This window comes from Bacteroides oleiciplenus YIT 12058, assembly GCF_000315485.1.
Classification (GTDB): domain Bacteria; phylum Bacteroidota; class Bacteroidia; order Bacteroidales; family Bacteroidaceae; genus Bacteroides; species Bacteroides oleiciplenus.
In genome coordinates, this window is sequence record NZ_JH992940.1 from 1630355 (window position 1) to 1648230 (window position 17876).

Consider the following 17876-nt stretch of genomic DNA (forward strand, 5'->3'; position numbering starts at 1 on the left):
ATAATTAATTCAAGTAAGCGCTATATTCAGATACTTTTCCCTGTAGCACCATCCATCTTTTCCTGATGGTGCACTTCCCTATATCAAGGAAGTAAATACCCTGTCGCCAAGGAGTTAAGAGTTTGTCAACAAAGAGTTAACTCCCTGTCGACAAACTCTTAACTCCTTGTAAAGCACTAATAATCAGCATTACCTTTTCAATAGGAATGAAGATAGTACTGAACAGAAAATGTATGCACTTATAGACGAAAGGAATGTTTTCGCTTCCCCTCTTTGTTTTCTAACATTTTTTCCATAACTTGCCACTGTTTATCAGTCAAGTCAGTAAATATACATTTGTGAAAGTGCCATGAAAACACCTCTTAAGGCGAAATTTTATCTATTTCTACTCATTTTGCTGCTATGTAGCTGCACTGAGCCAACGGTATCATTTCCTGAATTGAAGCATGACAGTTGGACATTCAGCACCACACTGTCATCCATAAACGCCACTGCTACAGGCGATACGCTATTGCTGGGCAGTGCAGACAACGGAAGCATCTATTTTTTTATTCCCGACTCCCTGATTCGTGCGGTAAAAGTGGCCGAAGGCGGTGACAAAATATACAAAATCGAATCACTCGGCCATACCGACAGACAAAAAATACAGTTGTTGGTCAGTGTGCGCAATAAAGGTATCAGACTTGTAGAGATAAGAACAGACCTATTGGAAGCCCAGGTTATAAAAACCTTCTTGTGCGACACCACAAATATTTCACCTAAAAAACTCAACCGTTATTCTGCTTACGACTGGATTTATTCTCCAAAGGATAAAGCCCGCTATATCGCTACCAGCAACGGACTTTGGAAAATAACAGAGAAAATGCTCTCTGACAAAAACTCAGGAGATGTGGCAATGGAATTATCGTCCGACAGGAATGCCATACAGGGTATGCCGGAATACCCGATACGCTCTATCACATTAAATCCCGATTGCGACGGTTCACTTTATTATACCGCACGCGACGGTTTTTATCATTTGGATATCAACCAAAACAGCCATACGCGCCTGTACAAAGGAAACTATTTCTATTCCACCATCGACAACCATGACACACTGTATGTACTGGGCAAAAACTCCATGCTGAAAGGAAAAACCGATAATCACAGCGCAATGCAATTATCAGATAATGAAGGCATGGCAAAACTTCTCTTCTGGAGTGAAGACCCCTGTTATGAATATCGCATCTTTGAAAAATCAAAAGCAATAGTAGACGGCGAACGCTGCATTATACCAGCCAGCTTGCAAAACAAAAATTCTTTCCTGAAAACCCGGACCGGATACTACTTCGTCAGCTACGACAAGCTGATTAAAGTCTATCCGCACCAGAATATCTCTTCAACCCGAAAAACAATTATGGCGGCCTGCCGCAAAAATGACAACGAAATTTTCATTCTCGACAATCAGTACAACCTTTACATGCTGGGTATGAACGACAGGATTGCCCATCGGCTGGGACAACTTTCCCGTCATCAGAGGGTGCGCATGATGGCTTATGCCCATGAACAATTGTATTTCCTGACCGAAAGCGGCTTACAGGTTTGTTCTCCCCCTAAAAAGACAATCTTCCTCATCAACTCCACCATCCAACTGACCGACTGGAAGCATAAAGCCATATTAGACGACGATGAAGTCACCTCAATGAAAGTCTTTAAGAAAGACTCTTTACTGTTGGGAACACGAAATCATTTGTGGTACATATCCCGCACACAAGAGCCGGAAGAGATAAAATTAAGATGGAACGGGCAGCTGCTGGACGACATCAATGAGGCCGGATATATATCAACCATCGATGCAAGTGCACAGGGCTACAAGGTAGGCGTATTGAATTTTGGCCTGTTTGAAGGAAGAAATTCAGTTAAAAGCGAAATCTCAAACCGACCCGATGTAGAGAGTCCTACAAATATATTGTCTGTCTCTGCCTGTAATAACACTTGGGCTATTTCCTCCGGCGACCATGTTTATATTTATAATTATCGTTCTAATACTGTTGAGCGGAAATATTCAATTCCCGCTTATGCTAAAAGCCTGGCTGTTCTGGAAAATGACCGGGGCTGCAATCTGTATCTACTACCCCCGAAAGGAATAGCATGGTATACGCTTAAAACCAATTCATATCAACCGCACCTGTCCTATTTTTCAGACATCCCCTTCCACCCTCATTCTTCTTTCAAAATGAACAACGATTTCTATGTCTGTTCTTCCGACATAGGCGTTTGCCTGATAGAGAATGGAGTCCCTCCTGTGTGGATCACGAATTATGATGAAGGAACGGTATTAAGCGCCACAGAATGGCTCTCTGTCGCCGGTGCATTTGTTCTTTTCATCATCTTCATTGTTTTAGCAATAAGATATAAAAGCCAGATTGAAAAGACACATAAGCAGAAGGACGAGATTACTGTGAGGTTAAAAAAACAGATTGATGACCTGAACAAAAAAAGAGAAGAAAAAGAGAAGGAACTGAACGAGCAGAAAAAGAAAGCGGAAGAAAGTCAAAGAATTATTGAAGAGAAAAAGAAAGAAGAAGAGGCCGAGAAGCGGAAAAAACACGAAATAGAAGTAGCCAGAAAGCAGGAAAAGGCCAGTTATATAAAATCGCTGGAGTCCCGTCTTACTGTTTATCATTATCTGAAATTCGATAAATTCAAAGAAATTCCCGAAAACGAAGAAACCAAATATGCTTTCTTAAACGAATGTGAGCAGGAAATAGACGAAAACATTCAAGCCGGAATTGCAGCACTCAACACACAAAGGATGTGGATGAGAAAAGCCGCCGAAGGCTGGTGCCAGATTATCGAAGCACACCAACTGAACTGTGACACAAGCAATCTGCAAAAATTACGGGAGAAAACAGAACGTTATTTTTCATCTGATATAGATGAAGAACGGTTGAAAACAGATGCCGCTGGGTATGAAAATGAAAAGAATGAAGTACATACCCTTTTCGAAGCAGTAAGAAAAAACGTTTATGATAGATTAGCGGAAAAAATAGCTAATGCATTAAAACCTGATCATCTTGAAGAAGTGAGCGCCCTGCGGCAAATCATTTTGGACATCCACGATAAAGTATTCTTCAATGAAGTGGTGCAGACCGAATGTCCCAATAACAAGATATATGAGAAAGTAGCCTTTGTCTGCATGTCGGGAGTCAACCTGAAGTTAACCCCTCAGCAGATATTGACGTTGTCCTACTATCCCGAAGAAGAGTCTAAAGAAAGAAAGCTCGTCAACAATGCCAATGTATCCGACTATAAAGATAAAGGCAAGAATAAAAGACTCCCGAGAATTCTTTCGGGAGAAAACAGGCATCCGGTTAAAAAGGAAATCTTAGCGCTGTGGAAAGAGTTGTTCAGTGCGTTTAAATAGTCAGTTTTCACTCTTTTATTTACAAAAATATCAGGTAAAACACATTTTTCTGATATACCCTAGTATCTTCGAACCTCCCCTATTCTTTGCTTTAAACAGCATACAGGCAGGTAAAAAAAGTAATTTGACTATACCTTGATTACCTTTCTTTTTTAGGGAAAAAACCTTTCATCTTTGCACTATACCGAGAGAGCAAAAATGAAAAGTCAAACCCTAAAATCGAACAGTTATGCAAAGAAACACTTTCACCTTTCCTGCTATATTTCTGGGATTTATAGCAAACATCTATCTAAATGAAACCGAACCGGAATTCTACGTCTATCTGTTATCAATAAGCTATTTCTTATTGATTGTATTCAGTGCGCTCGATAATCCGGTCTGGTATGCACTTTATTCCACTGCCCTCGCATCCTTTCAAGTGGTGGCGCAGTTGAATATCCAAACCGGCAGGGGCGGCATCTTCTATCTATGCGTTATGATATTACTTTATATCATATTAACATTAAACATCTTGATTGCCACTCTTCTGCTTCATTACCACCGCAAAGCAATACAAATTGCACGTTCCAAAATCAGGGGACGATGGGCTATCATTCCTTCCGATAGCGAAAGAAAGCATGTGGGTCCGCATACCGCCATCACCTTCAACGATGACCATACGGGCAATTGTATTGACTTCTATGGTATGGAAAGTTTCACCTACCGGATCAACCCCAAGATCGGTTCGGACACCTGGCCCTATATTGAATTCACCGACCGGAAAAACAAGATAAGCATAACGCTGGATTATCAGTTTCCAAGTCAGTATAATTCTAAACTGCAACTGGGAGAAGAGTACGCCTTTGAGGATGACTTCAGGGGATATACTGATGACAACGGGCAGTTGACCCTAATCATAGAGCCCATATACGATTTTAAAAGAATCTTCTTTCTAATCGCAATGGTTTTCTTCTGTCAGCATAGCTTCGGGCAGGCGGGCAACAATATCATCGCCATAACCATCCCTGCACAGACCGAACTGGATGGACCGCAAAGGCAGAATCTGGAAAGTATTGTAACGGACATCATGACCCATTCCGGTCATATGTCGGCATACAAAGTGTTTGGGCTCGTCATGGTTCCCTCGTTCATCATTGAAGAAGAAAGCGTGTTGCAAAGCGGAGCGAACAATCTATATATGGTCAACGCAAAGCTGTCTCTGAATCTAAGGAATGTGGAAAGCGGTCATATCTTCACTTCTATTTCCAAACGATACCGGGGTACAGGCAGAAACAGACGGGCAGCCATCAATAATGCATTGGTTGCCATCTCCACTTCTGATAAAGATTACAATGACTTTCTGAAGAATGGGCAACATATCATTCAGAACTATTATGAAAACAACTCACAGCATATCTTCCAAAGAGCAGCGCTTATGGCACAAAAAAGTCAATACGAACCAGCAATCGCCCTCCTGATGTCCATACCGGAACAGGCATCTTGCTATGAAGAGGCCATCAAACAATCGGAAGCATATTATCAACTGTATTTGTCTTCCAATTGCACGGAAGCCATCCGACAGGCTCGAATCTTAGATGCCGGGCAAAACTATCAGGAAGCCCTGGAGTTCCTTGCCTACTCGAAGATACGGACAACGCAATGTGCACAGGAAGCCAACGCACTGGTAGACCGGCTTGAAAGGAAAATAGCAGATAAGAAAAGAGAAGATGCCATTGCTCAGAAGGAAGGTGCGCAAATGCGGATGAACCTTGAAATGCACCGGATGAATGCTATGATGGAGCTTGCCGATAAATACTATAAAGAGGAGGTCGTGCCCGTCTGTACAGAATAACGGTCAGCAAGAAAGTAACTGAGAAACTATATATGAATTAACAATCCAAAAAAAGAATGCCATGAAAAAATTAAATTTATTATTCGTTCTGTTGTTTGTGTCTGCTATGTCTTTACAGGCAGAAGATCTGGTGGCCGTAATTAGCCCTACAACACCTCTTGGAGCTAACTTTAAACTTTCTCCTCAGGATCAGGTGCGTGTCAGAGAAGAAATCAGTTTTATTTTAGGTGACAATGAAGAATATACTCTTTTAGCCTGGGAACAAATTGATGTGATTATTTCCACTATAATCGCTACCCACGGTCCAGGCTTTAAAAAAGAGGCTTGTCTGGAGGCCGGAGAGCTATTGGGCGTCCAGAAACTGATTCTCACCGAAGTGGTGCATCATGCGGACGGTTTTTATCGCATTTATTGCAAGCAGATCAATGCAACCACTGCCAGAATAGAGAAACAAGGGCAGGGACAAATCAAATGTATGCCATACCTCAACCTTGCGGCACGCGAAGCAGCAGCTATATTTTCAAAGGATCCGCAGTCCGTTAGAAAGGAAGTCAAAAAGCAGAAGAAAGATGTGGGCTGCCCTGATACAAAGAGTCCTACGAACCCTTTCCGGATAAAGATGGGTCATACCAATTGTGGCGTATCCTTTGCTTACTTGCAACAAGAATGGGAGTGGGAATATCTGAGTACGGGAATAACAGAAAAGCGTAGTTATTTTGGTGAAGGACCGATTTCCGGTGGCCAGCTTGGATTCCGTTATGACAAATATTTCGCCCCAGACTTCTTCGGACTGGGTATTACTACCGGAATGTTTGTAGAATATTACGCACAAAAAAGTAAACCGGATTCGGAAACAGACCGAAAACTGTCTTTTAACGAAGTGGCTCTCTCAATCCCCTTACAAGGAATATACAGACTGGACTTTTCAAAACATATCGGATGTTATATCACTTGCGGTCTTTCGGCTGACATAGGTTTGTATTCGCGGGTCAAGGTGAGTGAAAATCAACAGAGTGAGACATTCACTAATATATATGATGACGATGAGTGGGGTAATATGAAAAGATTCAATTACAGTCTGACTTATGGTGCAGGTGTTCAGGTTGACCGTTTCATGCTGAGTGTTTCTGTATCTAAAGGGCTATTGAATCAGTCGGATGATGATTCTTACAAAATCTACCAAAACAAAAAGATACAGGCCACATTTACTTTCATGTTCTAACAAAAGTTTGAAGATTAGGTCAATTATATAATAGTCTATAATAGCTACCTGAACAGCCGCCTTGTCCTCTATCTTTTGACAAGGCGGCTGCTTCCAACTAATGGAATAACCTAAAAATAAATTAAGAGAAGTAATTTGTTGACAAAAAGAGAAACCTTACTTTTGTAAGAGGCATGAAAATAAAGGAGCAAAATATGAGCAAATCTATCGACATATTAGACAAAAACTACCTGCAATGGGTAAAGAAGAAGAGGAAAGAGTAATGGATGACACCTATGGAAATTATCTCTTTCCTTCAGAAAAAGGCGAAATACCAACTGTTTATCAACAAAGCAGCTCACTTCGGGCGCGCACTCCACAAGCTCGGGATCAGCAGCCGGAGAAGAAACAGGGGAAATGAATATCATGTGATAATAAATGAAACGGCACCTCAGTAAAATGCAAATAAATTTGCTTCTGCTTTCGGTTTACACTATCTTTGCGCTTCAAATCAAGTAGATATGAAAAAAGAAAGCCAAGTGATATTCGACCGTAATGTAGTGGAATTCGTCACCGTAGCTGCTGAGTTCTGCAAGTTTTTGGAACAGGCGGAGACGATGAGACGTGATACATTTGTCGATACCTCATTAAAAATACTTCCGCTGCTCTACCTCAAAGCAGCCATGTTGCCCGAAACTGAAATGATTGGTGATGAAGCACCTGAAAGTTTTGTGACAGAAGAAACGTATGAAGTGCTCCGCATCAACCTTAGCGACATTCTTGCCGAGAAAGATGACTATCTGGATGTATTCATACAAGATATGGTCTACAGCGACCAGCCTATCAAAAAGAATATTTCCGAAGACCTGGCGGATATTTACCAGGCCATCAAAGATTTTATTTTCGTTTTCCAATTGGGACTGAACGAAACGATGAACGACTCTCTGGCCATTTGCCAGGAACAGTTCAAGGAATATTGGGGACAAAGATTGGTGAACACCCTTCGCGCCTTGCACGACGTGAAGTACTACCAATCTGACGAAGAAGACGAAATGGAAGATGAATGCGATTGCGACGATGATGATTGCCACTGTCACGGACACCATCATCACGAATAAAGAATTTAATTATGGTCATCAAGAAAACTATCAATAAAGAAATTATCAAAGACATGCCAAAAGTACTCTTCCCGGGGCGGATACACGTTGTCCAGACCCCCTGGGAAGCCGAAAAGGCTGTCACCTACCTCAAGCAATACCCCTTACTGGGAATTGACAGCGAAACGCGCCCGTCATTCACCAAAGGGCAATCGCATAAAGTAGCCCTGCTGCAAGTATCCTCAGAAGAAGATTGCTTTCTGTTCCGACTGAACCAGACAGGGCTGACACTGCCTATCATTTCATTGCTGGAAAGTCCGTCAGTTACCAAAATTGGCCTCTCATTGCGGGACGATTTTATGATGCTGCACAAACGCGCCCCTTTCGAACAACGCGCCTGCATCGAACTGCAAGAGTATGTCCGTATGTTCGGCATACAGGACAAAAGTTTGCAGAAAATTTACGGTATCCTGTTCGGAGAAAAGATTTCCAAGTCACAACGCCTTTCCAACTGGGAAGCTGAGCACCTGACCGAGCCTCAGAAACAATACGCAGCCACAGATGCATGGGCATGTCTCAACATCTATAACAGATTACAGGAATTAAAAACAACCGGTGATTATGAACTGGCACCGGACGAACCGCTCGCCAACCACGAGTCATTAATCACTAACCCATAATTGCTAATCACTAATCGCATGTACAAAGTATATCTAAAATCAGGTAAAGAAGAGTCATTAAAGCGTTTTCATCCTTGGGTATTTTCCGGTGCTATTGCCCACTTCGACGGTGAACCCGAAGAAGGCGAGGTAGTTGAAATCTACACTTCCAAGAAAGAATTCATCGCCAAAGGACATTTCCAGATTGGCAGCATAGCTGTGCGCGTACTATCTTTCCATCAGGACGAAAACATCGACTCTGATTTCTGGAAACGCAAGCTCAGTATTGCCTACGAGATGCGCCGCAGCATCGGCATTGCCGAAAACCCAACTAACAATACCTACAGACTGGTACATGGCGAAGGGGACAACCTGCCCGGACTGATAATAGACATCTATGCCCGCACCGCTGTGATGCAGGCACATTCCGCCGGCATGCACCTCGACCGCATGGAAATAGCAGGAGCTCTCAGCGAAGTGATGGGAGATAAAATAGAGAATATCTACTATAAATCTGAAACGACCTTGCCTTTCAAAGCCGATCTCTACCCGGAAAATGGTTTTCTGAAAGGAGGTAGCACGGACAATGTAGCTATGGAGTATGGATTGAATTTCCATATCGACTGGCTGAAAGGCCAGAAGACAGGCTTCTTCATAGACCAGCGCGAAAACCGCTCTCTGCTGGAACGCTACGCCAATGGCCGTTCTGTATTGAACATGTTCTGCTACACAGGAGGCTTCTCTGTTTATGCCATGCGTGGCAATGCCAAACTGGTACATTCGGTAGACAGTTCCGCCAAAGCAATCGACCTTACCAATAAGAATATAGAGTTAAACTTCCCTAGCGATAGCCGTCACGCTGCTTTTGCCGAGGATGCCTTCAAATATCTGGATCGCATGGGCGACCAATACGACCTGATTGTCCTCGACCCACCCGCCTTCGCCAAACACCGGGATGCTTTGCGCAATGCCCTGCAAGGTTATCGTAAGCTGAATGTGAAGGCTTTCGAGAAAATCAAACCGGGGGGCATCTTATTCACTTTCTCCTGTTCACAAGCCGTCAGCAAAGAAAATTTCCGTACGGCTGTTTTTACAGCTGCCGCCATGTCCGGACGTAGCGTGCGCATACTGCATCAATTGACGCAACCCGCAGACCATCCAGTGAACATTTATCATCCTGAAGGGGAATACTTGAAAGGATTAGTGCTGTATGTTGAATAACTAAATCGTAATAAACTCATACTTCAATCTCCCCAAAATGGGATTAAAGCCTTCCAAAGTCTAAAACATGTTAAATAAAAGCAGAAAATTCGCAAAAGACCATGTTATATAACATAAAACATCTACATTTGCACTGTGTTTTTCATGGTATTAGATTTAAGGTTAATAAAGATTGGCTGTCTGGGATAGATAGCCTTCTTTTTTTATATACCCCTAACAGTTACGTTTTTTACTATCGATTCTTCACCTTTCTTCACTTTTATGCGCTTTTTATTAATTAACTTGCTCACCCAATCAACGAAAATATTATATTTGCATCTATTATTAATGTGAAAAGAGAAACACAAATTTAGAAAAGTCATGAGTATAAAAGTTCGTTTGATTATCATGAACTTCCTGCAATTCTTTGTATGGGGGTCATGGTTAATTTCATTAGGAGGTTACATGGGTAGAGAACTCCACTTCGAAGGAGGCCAAATCGGCGCAATATTCGCAACCATGGGCATTGCCTCTCTAATTATGCCCGGCATCATTGGTATCATTGCCGATAAATGGTTCAATGCAGAACGTTTATACGGACTTTGCCATATTATAGGAGCTGCCTGTCTTTTCTATGCCTCTACCGCTACGGGATATGACCAAATGTATTGGGCAATGTTACTCAATCTATTGGTATATATGCCGACTTTATCACTAGCCAATACAGTTTCATACAATTCGCTAGAACAATATAAGTGTGATTTAATCAAAGATTTCCCTCCCATTCGCGTATGGGGAACAATTGGTTTTATCTGTGCAATGTGGGCAGTGGATCTTACCGGATTCAAGAACTCAAGCGCTCAACTTTATGTAGGTGGTGTATCCGCATTAATGCTGGGACTATACTCTTTCACCCTACCGGCATGTAGACCCGCCAAAACCGGAAACAAATCGTTGCTTTCTTCTTTAGGGCTGGATGCATTTGTATTATTCAAAAGAAAGAAAATGGCCATTTTTTTCTTGTTCTCCATGCTTCTGGGAGCAGCGTTGCAGATTACCAATACGTATGGTGACCTTTTCCTGGGTAGTTTTGCCAGTATTCCTGAGTATGCAGATTCTTTCGGCGTGAAACATTCGGTTATCCTGCTATCAATTTCGCAGATGTCCGAAACATTATTTATTCTCGCCATACCTTTCTTCCTGAGGCATTTCGGAATCAAGCAGGTTATGCTAATCAGTATGTTTGCATGGGTATTTCGGTTTGCATTGTTCGGCTTCGGAGATCCGGGTTCCGGTCTGTGGATGTTAATCCTATCCATGATCGTTTATGGCATGGCATTCGATTTCTTCAACATTTCGGGTTCGTTGTTTGTTGAACAAGAAACTAGTTCCAATATTCGTGCCAGTGCCCAGGGATTATTCTTTATGATGACTAATGGTTTGGGTGCCATTATTGGAGGATACGCCAGCGGTGCCGTAGTAGATGCTTTCTCAGTATATACCGATGGCAAACTGATAAGTCGTGAATGGCCCGAAATCTGGTTTATCTTTGCTGCCTACGCACTAGTTATCGGCATTTTGTTTGCTTTGGTGTTCAAGTACAAGCATCGGCCGGAAGAAACGAATTAGTAGTAAGTAGATAGTACTAAGTAGTAAGTAGGGGATAGTCTTATTTATAAAAGCTGTTATAATCCGGGTATCTCCTACTTACTACTAACTACTTACTACTAACTACTGAAAAAAGAGTCCTTATGGATAAAAAGAAAAAAGTAGAGCTAGAAGTACTAAACATCTCCAATAGTCAGGAACAGGCAGGAGCTTATGCCCTGGTACTGGGAGAAGTAGATGGCACACGCCAATTACCGGTGATTATCGGTGCGGCGGAAGCACAGGCGATGTTAATCGGTCTGAAAGGGATTGTCCCGCCACGCCCGTTGACGCACAACCTTTTCGCTTCATGCCTGGAAGTATTAGGGGTAAACATGATGCGCGCTCTTATATATAGAGTGGACAACGGTGTGTTCTATTCTTATATCTATCTGAAAGCGGATGATGCCATCATCCGCATGGATGCACGCACCTCGGACGCAGTGGCTATGGCCTTGCGGATGAAAGCCCCGATTTTCATCTATGAAGAGATACTGGAATCAGAGCAACTTAAAACCGGAACAGAGAACGAAACCACGAGCATATCCCCTATGGGAGAAAATCCCACTCCACATGATGACGAGTTTTTCCATGGAGATACAATGGAAATGCTACAAAAGGCTTTGCAAGAGGCCATCACCAATGAGAATTACGAACGCGCCGCCCACATCAGGGACGAAATAGCCAAACGAAAAAATCAGCAATAACTTATGCATGTATTTTATACACCTGACATACAAACCCATGCCGAACTTCCAGAAGAGGAAGCACAACACTGTGTCCGTGTACTGCGCCTCAACATCGGCGACCAAATAACACTAACTGACGGTAAAGGTAACTTCTACCGCGCAGAAATCAGTGTTGCCACCAATAAACGTTGTATGGTAAACATTCTGGAAACTACCTATCAGGAACCTTTATGGAATGGTCATCTGCATATCGCCATGGCACCTACCAAGAATATGGACCGCACGGAATGGTTTGCAGAGAAAGCCACCGAGATAGGTTTCGACGAGCTGACCTTCCTGAACTGCCGTTTCTCCGAGCGAAAGGTTATCAAGACGGAACGTATCAGCAAGATACTCGTTTCTGCCATCAAACAATCTCTCAAGGCGCGTCTGCCGCAACTGAATGAAATGATCGACTTTGATAAGTTCATCGTGCAGCCTTTCGAAGGGCAGAAATTCATTGCACATTGTTATGAAGGTGAGAAACCTTTGCTGAAAGAAGTGCTTCGAAAAGGAGAAGATGCTCTGGTATTGATAGGCCCGGAAGGGGATTTCAGTGAAGAAGAAGTGCAAAAGGCTATAGAGTATGGCTTTATGCCTATCAGCTTGGGTAGGTCGAGACTACGCACAGAGACAGCTGCCTTGGTAGCCTGCCACATTTTGAATTTACAAAATCAATGATAATCACACTAAAACCAAGAATGATATGAAGAAAAGTTTGTTTCCCCGCTTGGCGTTGATGGCTGTATTGATGGCTTTTGTCAGCGCATGTTCCGAGAAACAGGAGTACACGAATGTGATTCCTGCCAATGTTAGCACGGTAGTCAGCATCAACGTGAAGTCTCTGGTTGACAAAGCAGGCCTCAACGACAAGGAGAACAAAGAAGCACAACAAAAGCTGATAGATGCTTTGAAGAGTGGTATGAACGCCGCAACATTCCAGCAAGTGGAAATGATTATGAAAGACCCAAAAAAATCGGGTATCGATGTATCAGCTCCAATGTACGTTTTCAGTGCGGAAGCATTCCCTTACACCACCGTAGTTGCGAAAGTAAGCAATGAGGACGACTTACATGCACTACTGGAAACACTGGAAAAAGAGAAAATTTGCCAACCTCTGGCAAGTGGCGACGGTTTCCAGTTTACACAGATGAACAACCAGGTACTCCTGGCTTATACCCCTTCTGTGCTTATGCTGACCAATTACAGCGGTACTACGCAACTCGATAAAATCAAACAAGCTATCCCCACACTGCTGAAGCAGACCAGCGAGAACAGTGTTGTTTCGACATCTGCTTTCAAGAAGATGCAGAAGATGGGTGGAGATATTGACGTACTTTTCTCTCCGGCAAGCTTTTTGGGAGCATACACCAGCCAACTCAATTTCGGTCTGCCTCAGAACATCAATCTGAAAGACATGCAGATACTGGGAAGCCTCTCTTTCGACAAAGGGAAAATCAGCATGAAGTATGAAAACTTCACTGAGAACCCTGAACTGCAAGCCATGTTCGACAAACAGAAGAAAGCGACCTGCGCTATAGAGAATAGTTTCCTGAAATACTTCCCAAAATCTACACTGATGTACCTCAGCATGGGTATCAATGGAGAGGAATTCTACAATCTGCTGCTCGAAAATCAGGAATTCCAGAAAAACTTCTCCATTTCCAAGGCAAATGAAGTGAAAGAATTATTCGGAACATTCCAGAAAGATGTTGCAGTAGGTCTGATTAATGTCACCATGAACAACGCCCCTACCTTCCTACTTTATGCTAATGTGAAGAGTGCTGCACCCGTGCAGATGCTATACGAGAAAAAGGGTGAACTGGGTCTGAAACGTGGCGAAGACATCTTGAAACTGGGTGAAAACGAATATGTATACAAGTCCAGCATGCTGAATGTATTCTTCGGTGTACGCGACAATAATTTGTATGCAACGAACGACGAAATGCTGTATAAAAGCATAGACAAAGCCGTTAATCCGTCAATCAAAGATACCGAGTTCGCATCAAATATCAAAGGCAAGCATAGTGCTTTCGTCATCAATGCGGAAGCTATTCTGGGACTACCGGTAGTGAAGATGTTGGGCGAATACGGCGGAACGCAATACGCAACCGCTATTGCCCTGGTTGACAAAGTAGCTTACATGGAAGCTGTAGGCGACCCGAACAATAATGCAGAAATGGTCATTCAGTTGAAAGACAAGAATGTAAATGCATTGAAACAGATTGTAAACTTCATCAAAGAGTTTGCAGGCATCTAATCCCGATAAATAATGGAAATCATTCATCTGCGGCAAACACTTCCCCAAGTGTTTGCCGACCGGGATGCCATCACATCCGACGTGTGGCATCAAGATCTTGTGCTACGGAAAGGAGAGCGGTATTTGATTGAAGCCGCGTCCGGCACAGGTAAATCTTCCCTATGTAGCTATCTCTACGGATATCGTCGCGACTATCAGGGTATTATCAATTTCGATGAACGAAATATCCGTTCGCTCTCCATTCATGAATGGATAGAATTACGGAAACATTCGCTGAGTATGTTGTTTCAGGAACTACGCATCTTTCCGGAACTGACAGCATTAGAAAATGTCCAGTTGAAGAATCGGCTCACCAATTATAAAAAGAAAAAAGAAATACTTGCCTTTTTTGAGACACTCGGTATTACCGATAAAGTAAATGAGAAAGCCGGAAAGCTATCTTTCGGACAACAGCAACGCGTAGCGTTCATTCGCGCACTCTGCCAGCCATTCGATTTCATCTTCCTGGATGAGCCTATTAGTCATCTGGACGATGATAACGGTGCACTGATGGGACAAATGCTGACCGAGGAAGCCGAAAAGCAAGGTGCAGGAGTAATCGTTACTTCCATCGGAAAGCATATCGAACTCCCTTACACCCACATCTACAGACTGTAATTTCAATCGTCAAATCGTAAATTGTCAAATCATACATGAACAGACTTGTTTGGAAACTTCTCCGTCAACACATCAGCATCGGGCAACTGAGCGGCTTTTTTCTCGCCAATATCTTCGGAATGCTGATTGTACTACTGAGCGTGCAATTTTATAAGGATGTCCTTCCCGTTTTCACGCAGGGAGACAGTTTCATGAAAAAGGATTATATCATCGCTACCAAGAAAATCAGTGCTCTCGGCAGCCTCACCGGACAAAGCAACACTTTCTCCAAAGAAGAAATTAAGGAACTGGAAGCACAACCTTTCACACGTAGCGTAGGTGCCTTTACCCCTACACTTTTCAAAGTATCAGCAGGACTAGGGATGCAACAAGCCGGTATCCGTATCTCTACTGATATGTTTTTCGAGTCTGTTCCCGATGCCTTTGTCGATGTCAGTCTGGACAAGTGGCACTTCGACGAGGATACACAAACCATACCTATCATCATTCCCCGCAATTACCTGAATCTTTATAACTTCGGTTTTGCACAAAGCCGCAACCTGCCGAAGTTGTCGGAAGGTGTGATGGGGCTGATACAAATGGACATCGTCATGCGCGGCAATGGACGTATGGAACAATATAAAGGAAATATCGTCGGTTTCTCCAACCGCCTGAATACGATTCTCGTTCCGCAATCGTTTATGGAATGGGCAAATAAAACGTTTGCCCCCGAACGAGATGCACAGTCGTCCCGCCTCATTGTAGAAGTGAAGAATCCTACGGATACAGCCATCACCGACTATTTTCAACAGAAGAATTATGAAACCGAAGGAGACAACCTGGATGCCGGAAAGACTACCTACTTCCTGCGTCTCACCACAGGTATTGTCTCGGGTATAGGACTGTTTATCAGCATCCTGTCTTTCTATATCCTGATGCTGAGTGTATTCCTGCTGCTTCAAAAGAATACGGCAAAGTTGGAGAACCTGTTATTAATAGGTTACAGTCCTTCCAAAGTGGCACTACCTTATCATGTGCTGACCGTAGGACTAAATCTTTTCGTATTATTCCTCGCTATCGGTGGCGTGGCGTGGCTGAGAAGTTACTATATAGGAGTTCTGCAAACTCTGCTTCCACAACTGGAAACGGGTTCTCTCCTACCCTGTATACTTGCCGGAAGTATCTTATTCATAGTGGTATCCACCCTGAATATACTCCTGATACGCAAGAAAGTTCTCTCTATCTGGAAAGGCAATAAATAATTGCTGCAAAGGTTATGATAAAACAAAGAATAAAAAGAATAATAGTAGCATGCCTCATGCTGCTATTTCTTTTATTAGCAACAGCTTTCATCTCTCGGGGAAGTTTATTGCGTCATGTAGCAGACAAACGTATTGCCCGACTGGAACAACGTTATGGACTGGACATCAGCTACAACCAGCTCCGGATGAAAGGTCTGAACACGATTTCCGTCAGCGGACTGAATGTAGTGCCGGAGGAAAGAGATACACTGCTTGCCCTGCAATCACTCAATGTCCGCATCAACCTGTGGAAACTACTATGGGGAGACATCAACATCAAAGATGTCCGGATGGACGGACTTTCGCTGAATTTCATCAAACAAGGTCCTGTTGCCAACTATGACTTCCTCTTTCTGCCTCACAGTGAGAGCGAAAAGTCCACTCCTACCTCAAAAAGTAACGCCGACTATACCCGTCGCATAAATACAACACTCAATCTTCTCTTCGGCTTACTACCCGGCAATGGAGAGCTTACCCACCTTACCATCACCGAGCGAAAGGACAGTAATTTTGTAAGTTTCCGCATCCCCCGTTTCCTTATTGACCATTACTGTTTCCATTCTCAAATAGCCGTACAGGAAGACAGTCTCAACCAAAATTGGAATACCGAAGGGGAATTCAATCCTTCTGAAAGGCATCTGCGGGCCATCCTCTACGCCCCACAATTGACAGTACCCTATATCAACCGCCGCTTTGGAGCAGAAGTACAATTCGACAGTCTGACATGCAGCTTCTCACAAAAGAAGCTAGAGGGTAGAGTTACTTGCCTCGTCGGTCAGTCGGAAGTACGAGGGTTGAATATATATCACAAACGCCTATCCCCCGAAATTATCAATCTGGACCAGGGACAACTCGATTTCCATATAAACGTCAGCCCGCAAGCTGTAGAACTGGATAGTGCCAGTCTGGTACGTTTCAATGCATTGACTTTTCATCCTTACTTAAAGGCAGAGCGGGCTGGAAATACTGCAAGCAGAAAGGAGTGGCATTTTACAGCTTCTGTCCGCAAACCCTGGTTTCCTTCGGAAGAACTATTCGGCTCATTGCCTAAAGGACTCTTTGAGAATCTGGAAGGACTCAGCACTACAGGACAATTAGCCTATCATTTTCTGTTGGACGTGGATTTCTCCCGATTGGATAGTCTGAAGTTTGAATCGGAACTGAAAGAGAAAGACTTCCGCATCCTCCATTATGGAAAGACGGATTTGAGCAAGATGTCCGGTGAATTCACCTATACGGCCTACGAGAACGGACAACCGGTATATACTTTCCCTGTAGGCTCGTCATGGGAGTATTTCACGCCACTCGACAGCATCTCCCCACTATTGCAAATGTCGGTGATGCAAAGTGAGGACGGAGCTTTCTTCTATCATCAGGGCTTCCTGCCGGATGCTATGCGTGAAGCACTGATTCATGATCTGGAAGTCCGTAAATTTGCTCGTGGCGGCAGCACCATCTCCATGCAATTAGTGAAGAATGTCTTCCTGAACCGCAGTAAGAATATTGCCCGTAAACTGGAAGAAGCACTTATCGTCTGGCTTATTGAAACCGAACATCTTACTCCGAAAGCCCGTATGTACGAAGTCTATCTGAACATAGCCGAATGGGGACCTATGGTTTATGGTATCCGTGAGGCCGCAGATTTCTACTTCAAGAAACGCCCTTCACAATTAAGTATAGAAGAATCCATCTTCCTCGCCTCCATCGTCCCTAAACCAAAACACTTCAAGAACTCATTCACAGCAGACGGAAGGTTGCAGGAGAGCCAGGAAGGTTACTTCCGCCTGATTGCTGAAAGGTTGGTGAAGAAAGGGGTCATCACCGAAGAACAGGCGGCACAAGTAAACATTAACAACCTCGTACTGAAAGGGGTAGCTAAAGCAAGTTTTGTAAGTGAAGACTTTTAGATA

The 17876-nt window shown here is 43.3% G+C and carries 14 protein-coding genes; all 14 read left to right on the forward strand.

Annotated features, from left to right (window positions below):
• The first annotated feature begins 349 nt into the window (after positions 1–349).
• The 14 genes from HMPREF9447_RS07010 (at position 350) to HMPREF9447_RS07070 (ending at position 17873) form a co-directional block, all read left to right on the forward strand.
• The gene (locus tag HMPREF9447_RS07010) at positions 350–3406 is read left to right on the forward strand and encodes a hypothetical protein (protein WP_009129005.1); all 3057 of its coding nucleotides are present in this window, start codon (positions 350–352) and stop codon (positions 3404–3406) included.
• Between the two features lie 229 nt (positions 3407–3635).
• Entirely contained in the window at positions 3636–5237 is a 1602-nt protein-coding gene (locus HMPREF9447_RS07015) for a hypothetical protein (protein WP_009129006.1), read from the forward strand.
• 61 nt (positions 5238–5298) lie between these two features.
• The gene (locus HMPREF9447_RS07020) at positions 5299–6459 is read left to right on the forward strand and encodes an outer membrane beta-barrel protein (RefSeq protein ID WP_009129007.1); all 1161 of its coding nucleotides are present in this window, start codon (positions 5299–5301) and stop codon (positions 6457–6459) included.
• A gap of 275 nt (positions 6460–6734) precedes the next feature.
• A complete protein-coding gene (locus tag HMPREF9447_RS27705) occupies positions 6735–6896 on the forward strand; it encodes a DUF3874 domain-containing protein (RefSeq protein ID WP_244267583.1) in 162 nt (53 codons plus the stop codon).
• A gap of 63 nt (positions 6897–6959) precedes the next feature.
• Entirely contained in the window at positions 6960–7556 is a 597-nt protein-coding gene (locus HMPREF9447_RS07025) for a DUF5063 domain-containing protein (RefSeq protein WP_009129009.1), read from the forward strand.
• An 11-nt stretch (positions 7557–7567) separates the two neighbouring features.
• Positions 7568–8215 (forward strand): 3'-5' exonuclease, encoded by a 648-nt coding sequence (locus HMPREF9447_RS07030; protein WP_009129010.1) that lies wholly within the window; start codon positions 7568–7570, stop codon positions 8213–8215.
• Positions 8216–8233: 18 nt separating this feature from the next.
• A complete protein-coding gene (locus HMPREF9447_RS07035; RefSeq protein WP_009129011.1) occupies positions 8234–9415 on the forward strand; it encodes a class I SAM-dependent rRNA methyltransferase in 1182 nt (393 codons plus the stop codon).
• Between the two features lie 360 nt (positions 9416–9775).
• Positions 9776–11023 (forward strand): nucleoside permease, encoded by a 1248-nt coding sequence (locus HMPREF9447_RS07040; RefSeq protein WP_009129012.1) that lies wholly within the window; start codon positions 9776–9778, stop codon positions 11021–11023.
• Positions 11024–11145: 122 nt separating this feature from the next.
• A complete protein-coding gene (locus tag HMPREF9447_RS07045) occupies positions 11146–11748 on the forward strand; it encodes a bifunctional nuclease family protein (RefSeq protein ID WP_009129013.1) in 603 nt (200 codons plus the stop codon).
• 3 nt (positions 11749–11751) lie between these two features.
• A complete protein-coding gene (locus HMPREF9447_RS07050; RefSeq protein ID WP_009129014.1) occupies positions 11752–12450 on the forward strand; it encodes a 16S rRNA (uracil(1498)-N(3))-methyltransferase in 699 nt (232 codons plus the stop codon).
• 25 nt (positions 12451–12475) lie between these two features.
• On the forward strand, positions 12476–14029 hold the full coding sequence (locus HMPREF9447_RS07055; RefSeq protein ID WP_009129015.1) for a DUF4836 family protein: 1554 nt from the start codon (positions 12476–12478) through the stop codon (positions 14027–14029).
• A gap of 12 nt (positions 14030–14041) precedes the next feature.
• On the forward strand, positions 14042–14686 hold the full coding sequence (locus tag HMPREF9447_RS07060; RefSeq protein WP_009129016.1) for an ATP-binding cassette domain-containing protein: 645 nt from the start codon (positions 14042–14044) through the stop codon (positions 14684–14686).
• Between the two features lie 35 nt (positions 14687–14721).
• Positions 14722–15927, forward strand: a complete 1206-nt coding sequence (locus HMPREF9447_RS07065) for a hypothetical protein (protein WP_009129017.1) — start codon at positions 14722–14724, stop codon at positions 15925–15927.
• Between the two features lie 14 nt (positions 15928–15941).
• Complete coding sequence (locus tag HMPREF9447_RS07070; protein WP_044137536.1) at positions 15942–17873, forward strand: biosynthetic peptidoglycan transglycosylase; 1932 nt, start codon at positions 15942–15944, stop codon at positions 17871–17873.
• The last annotated feature ends 3 nt before the right edge of the window (positions 17874–17876 follow it).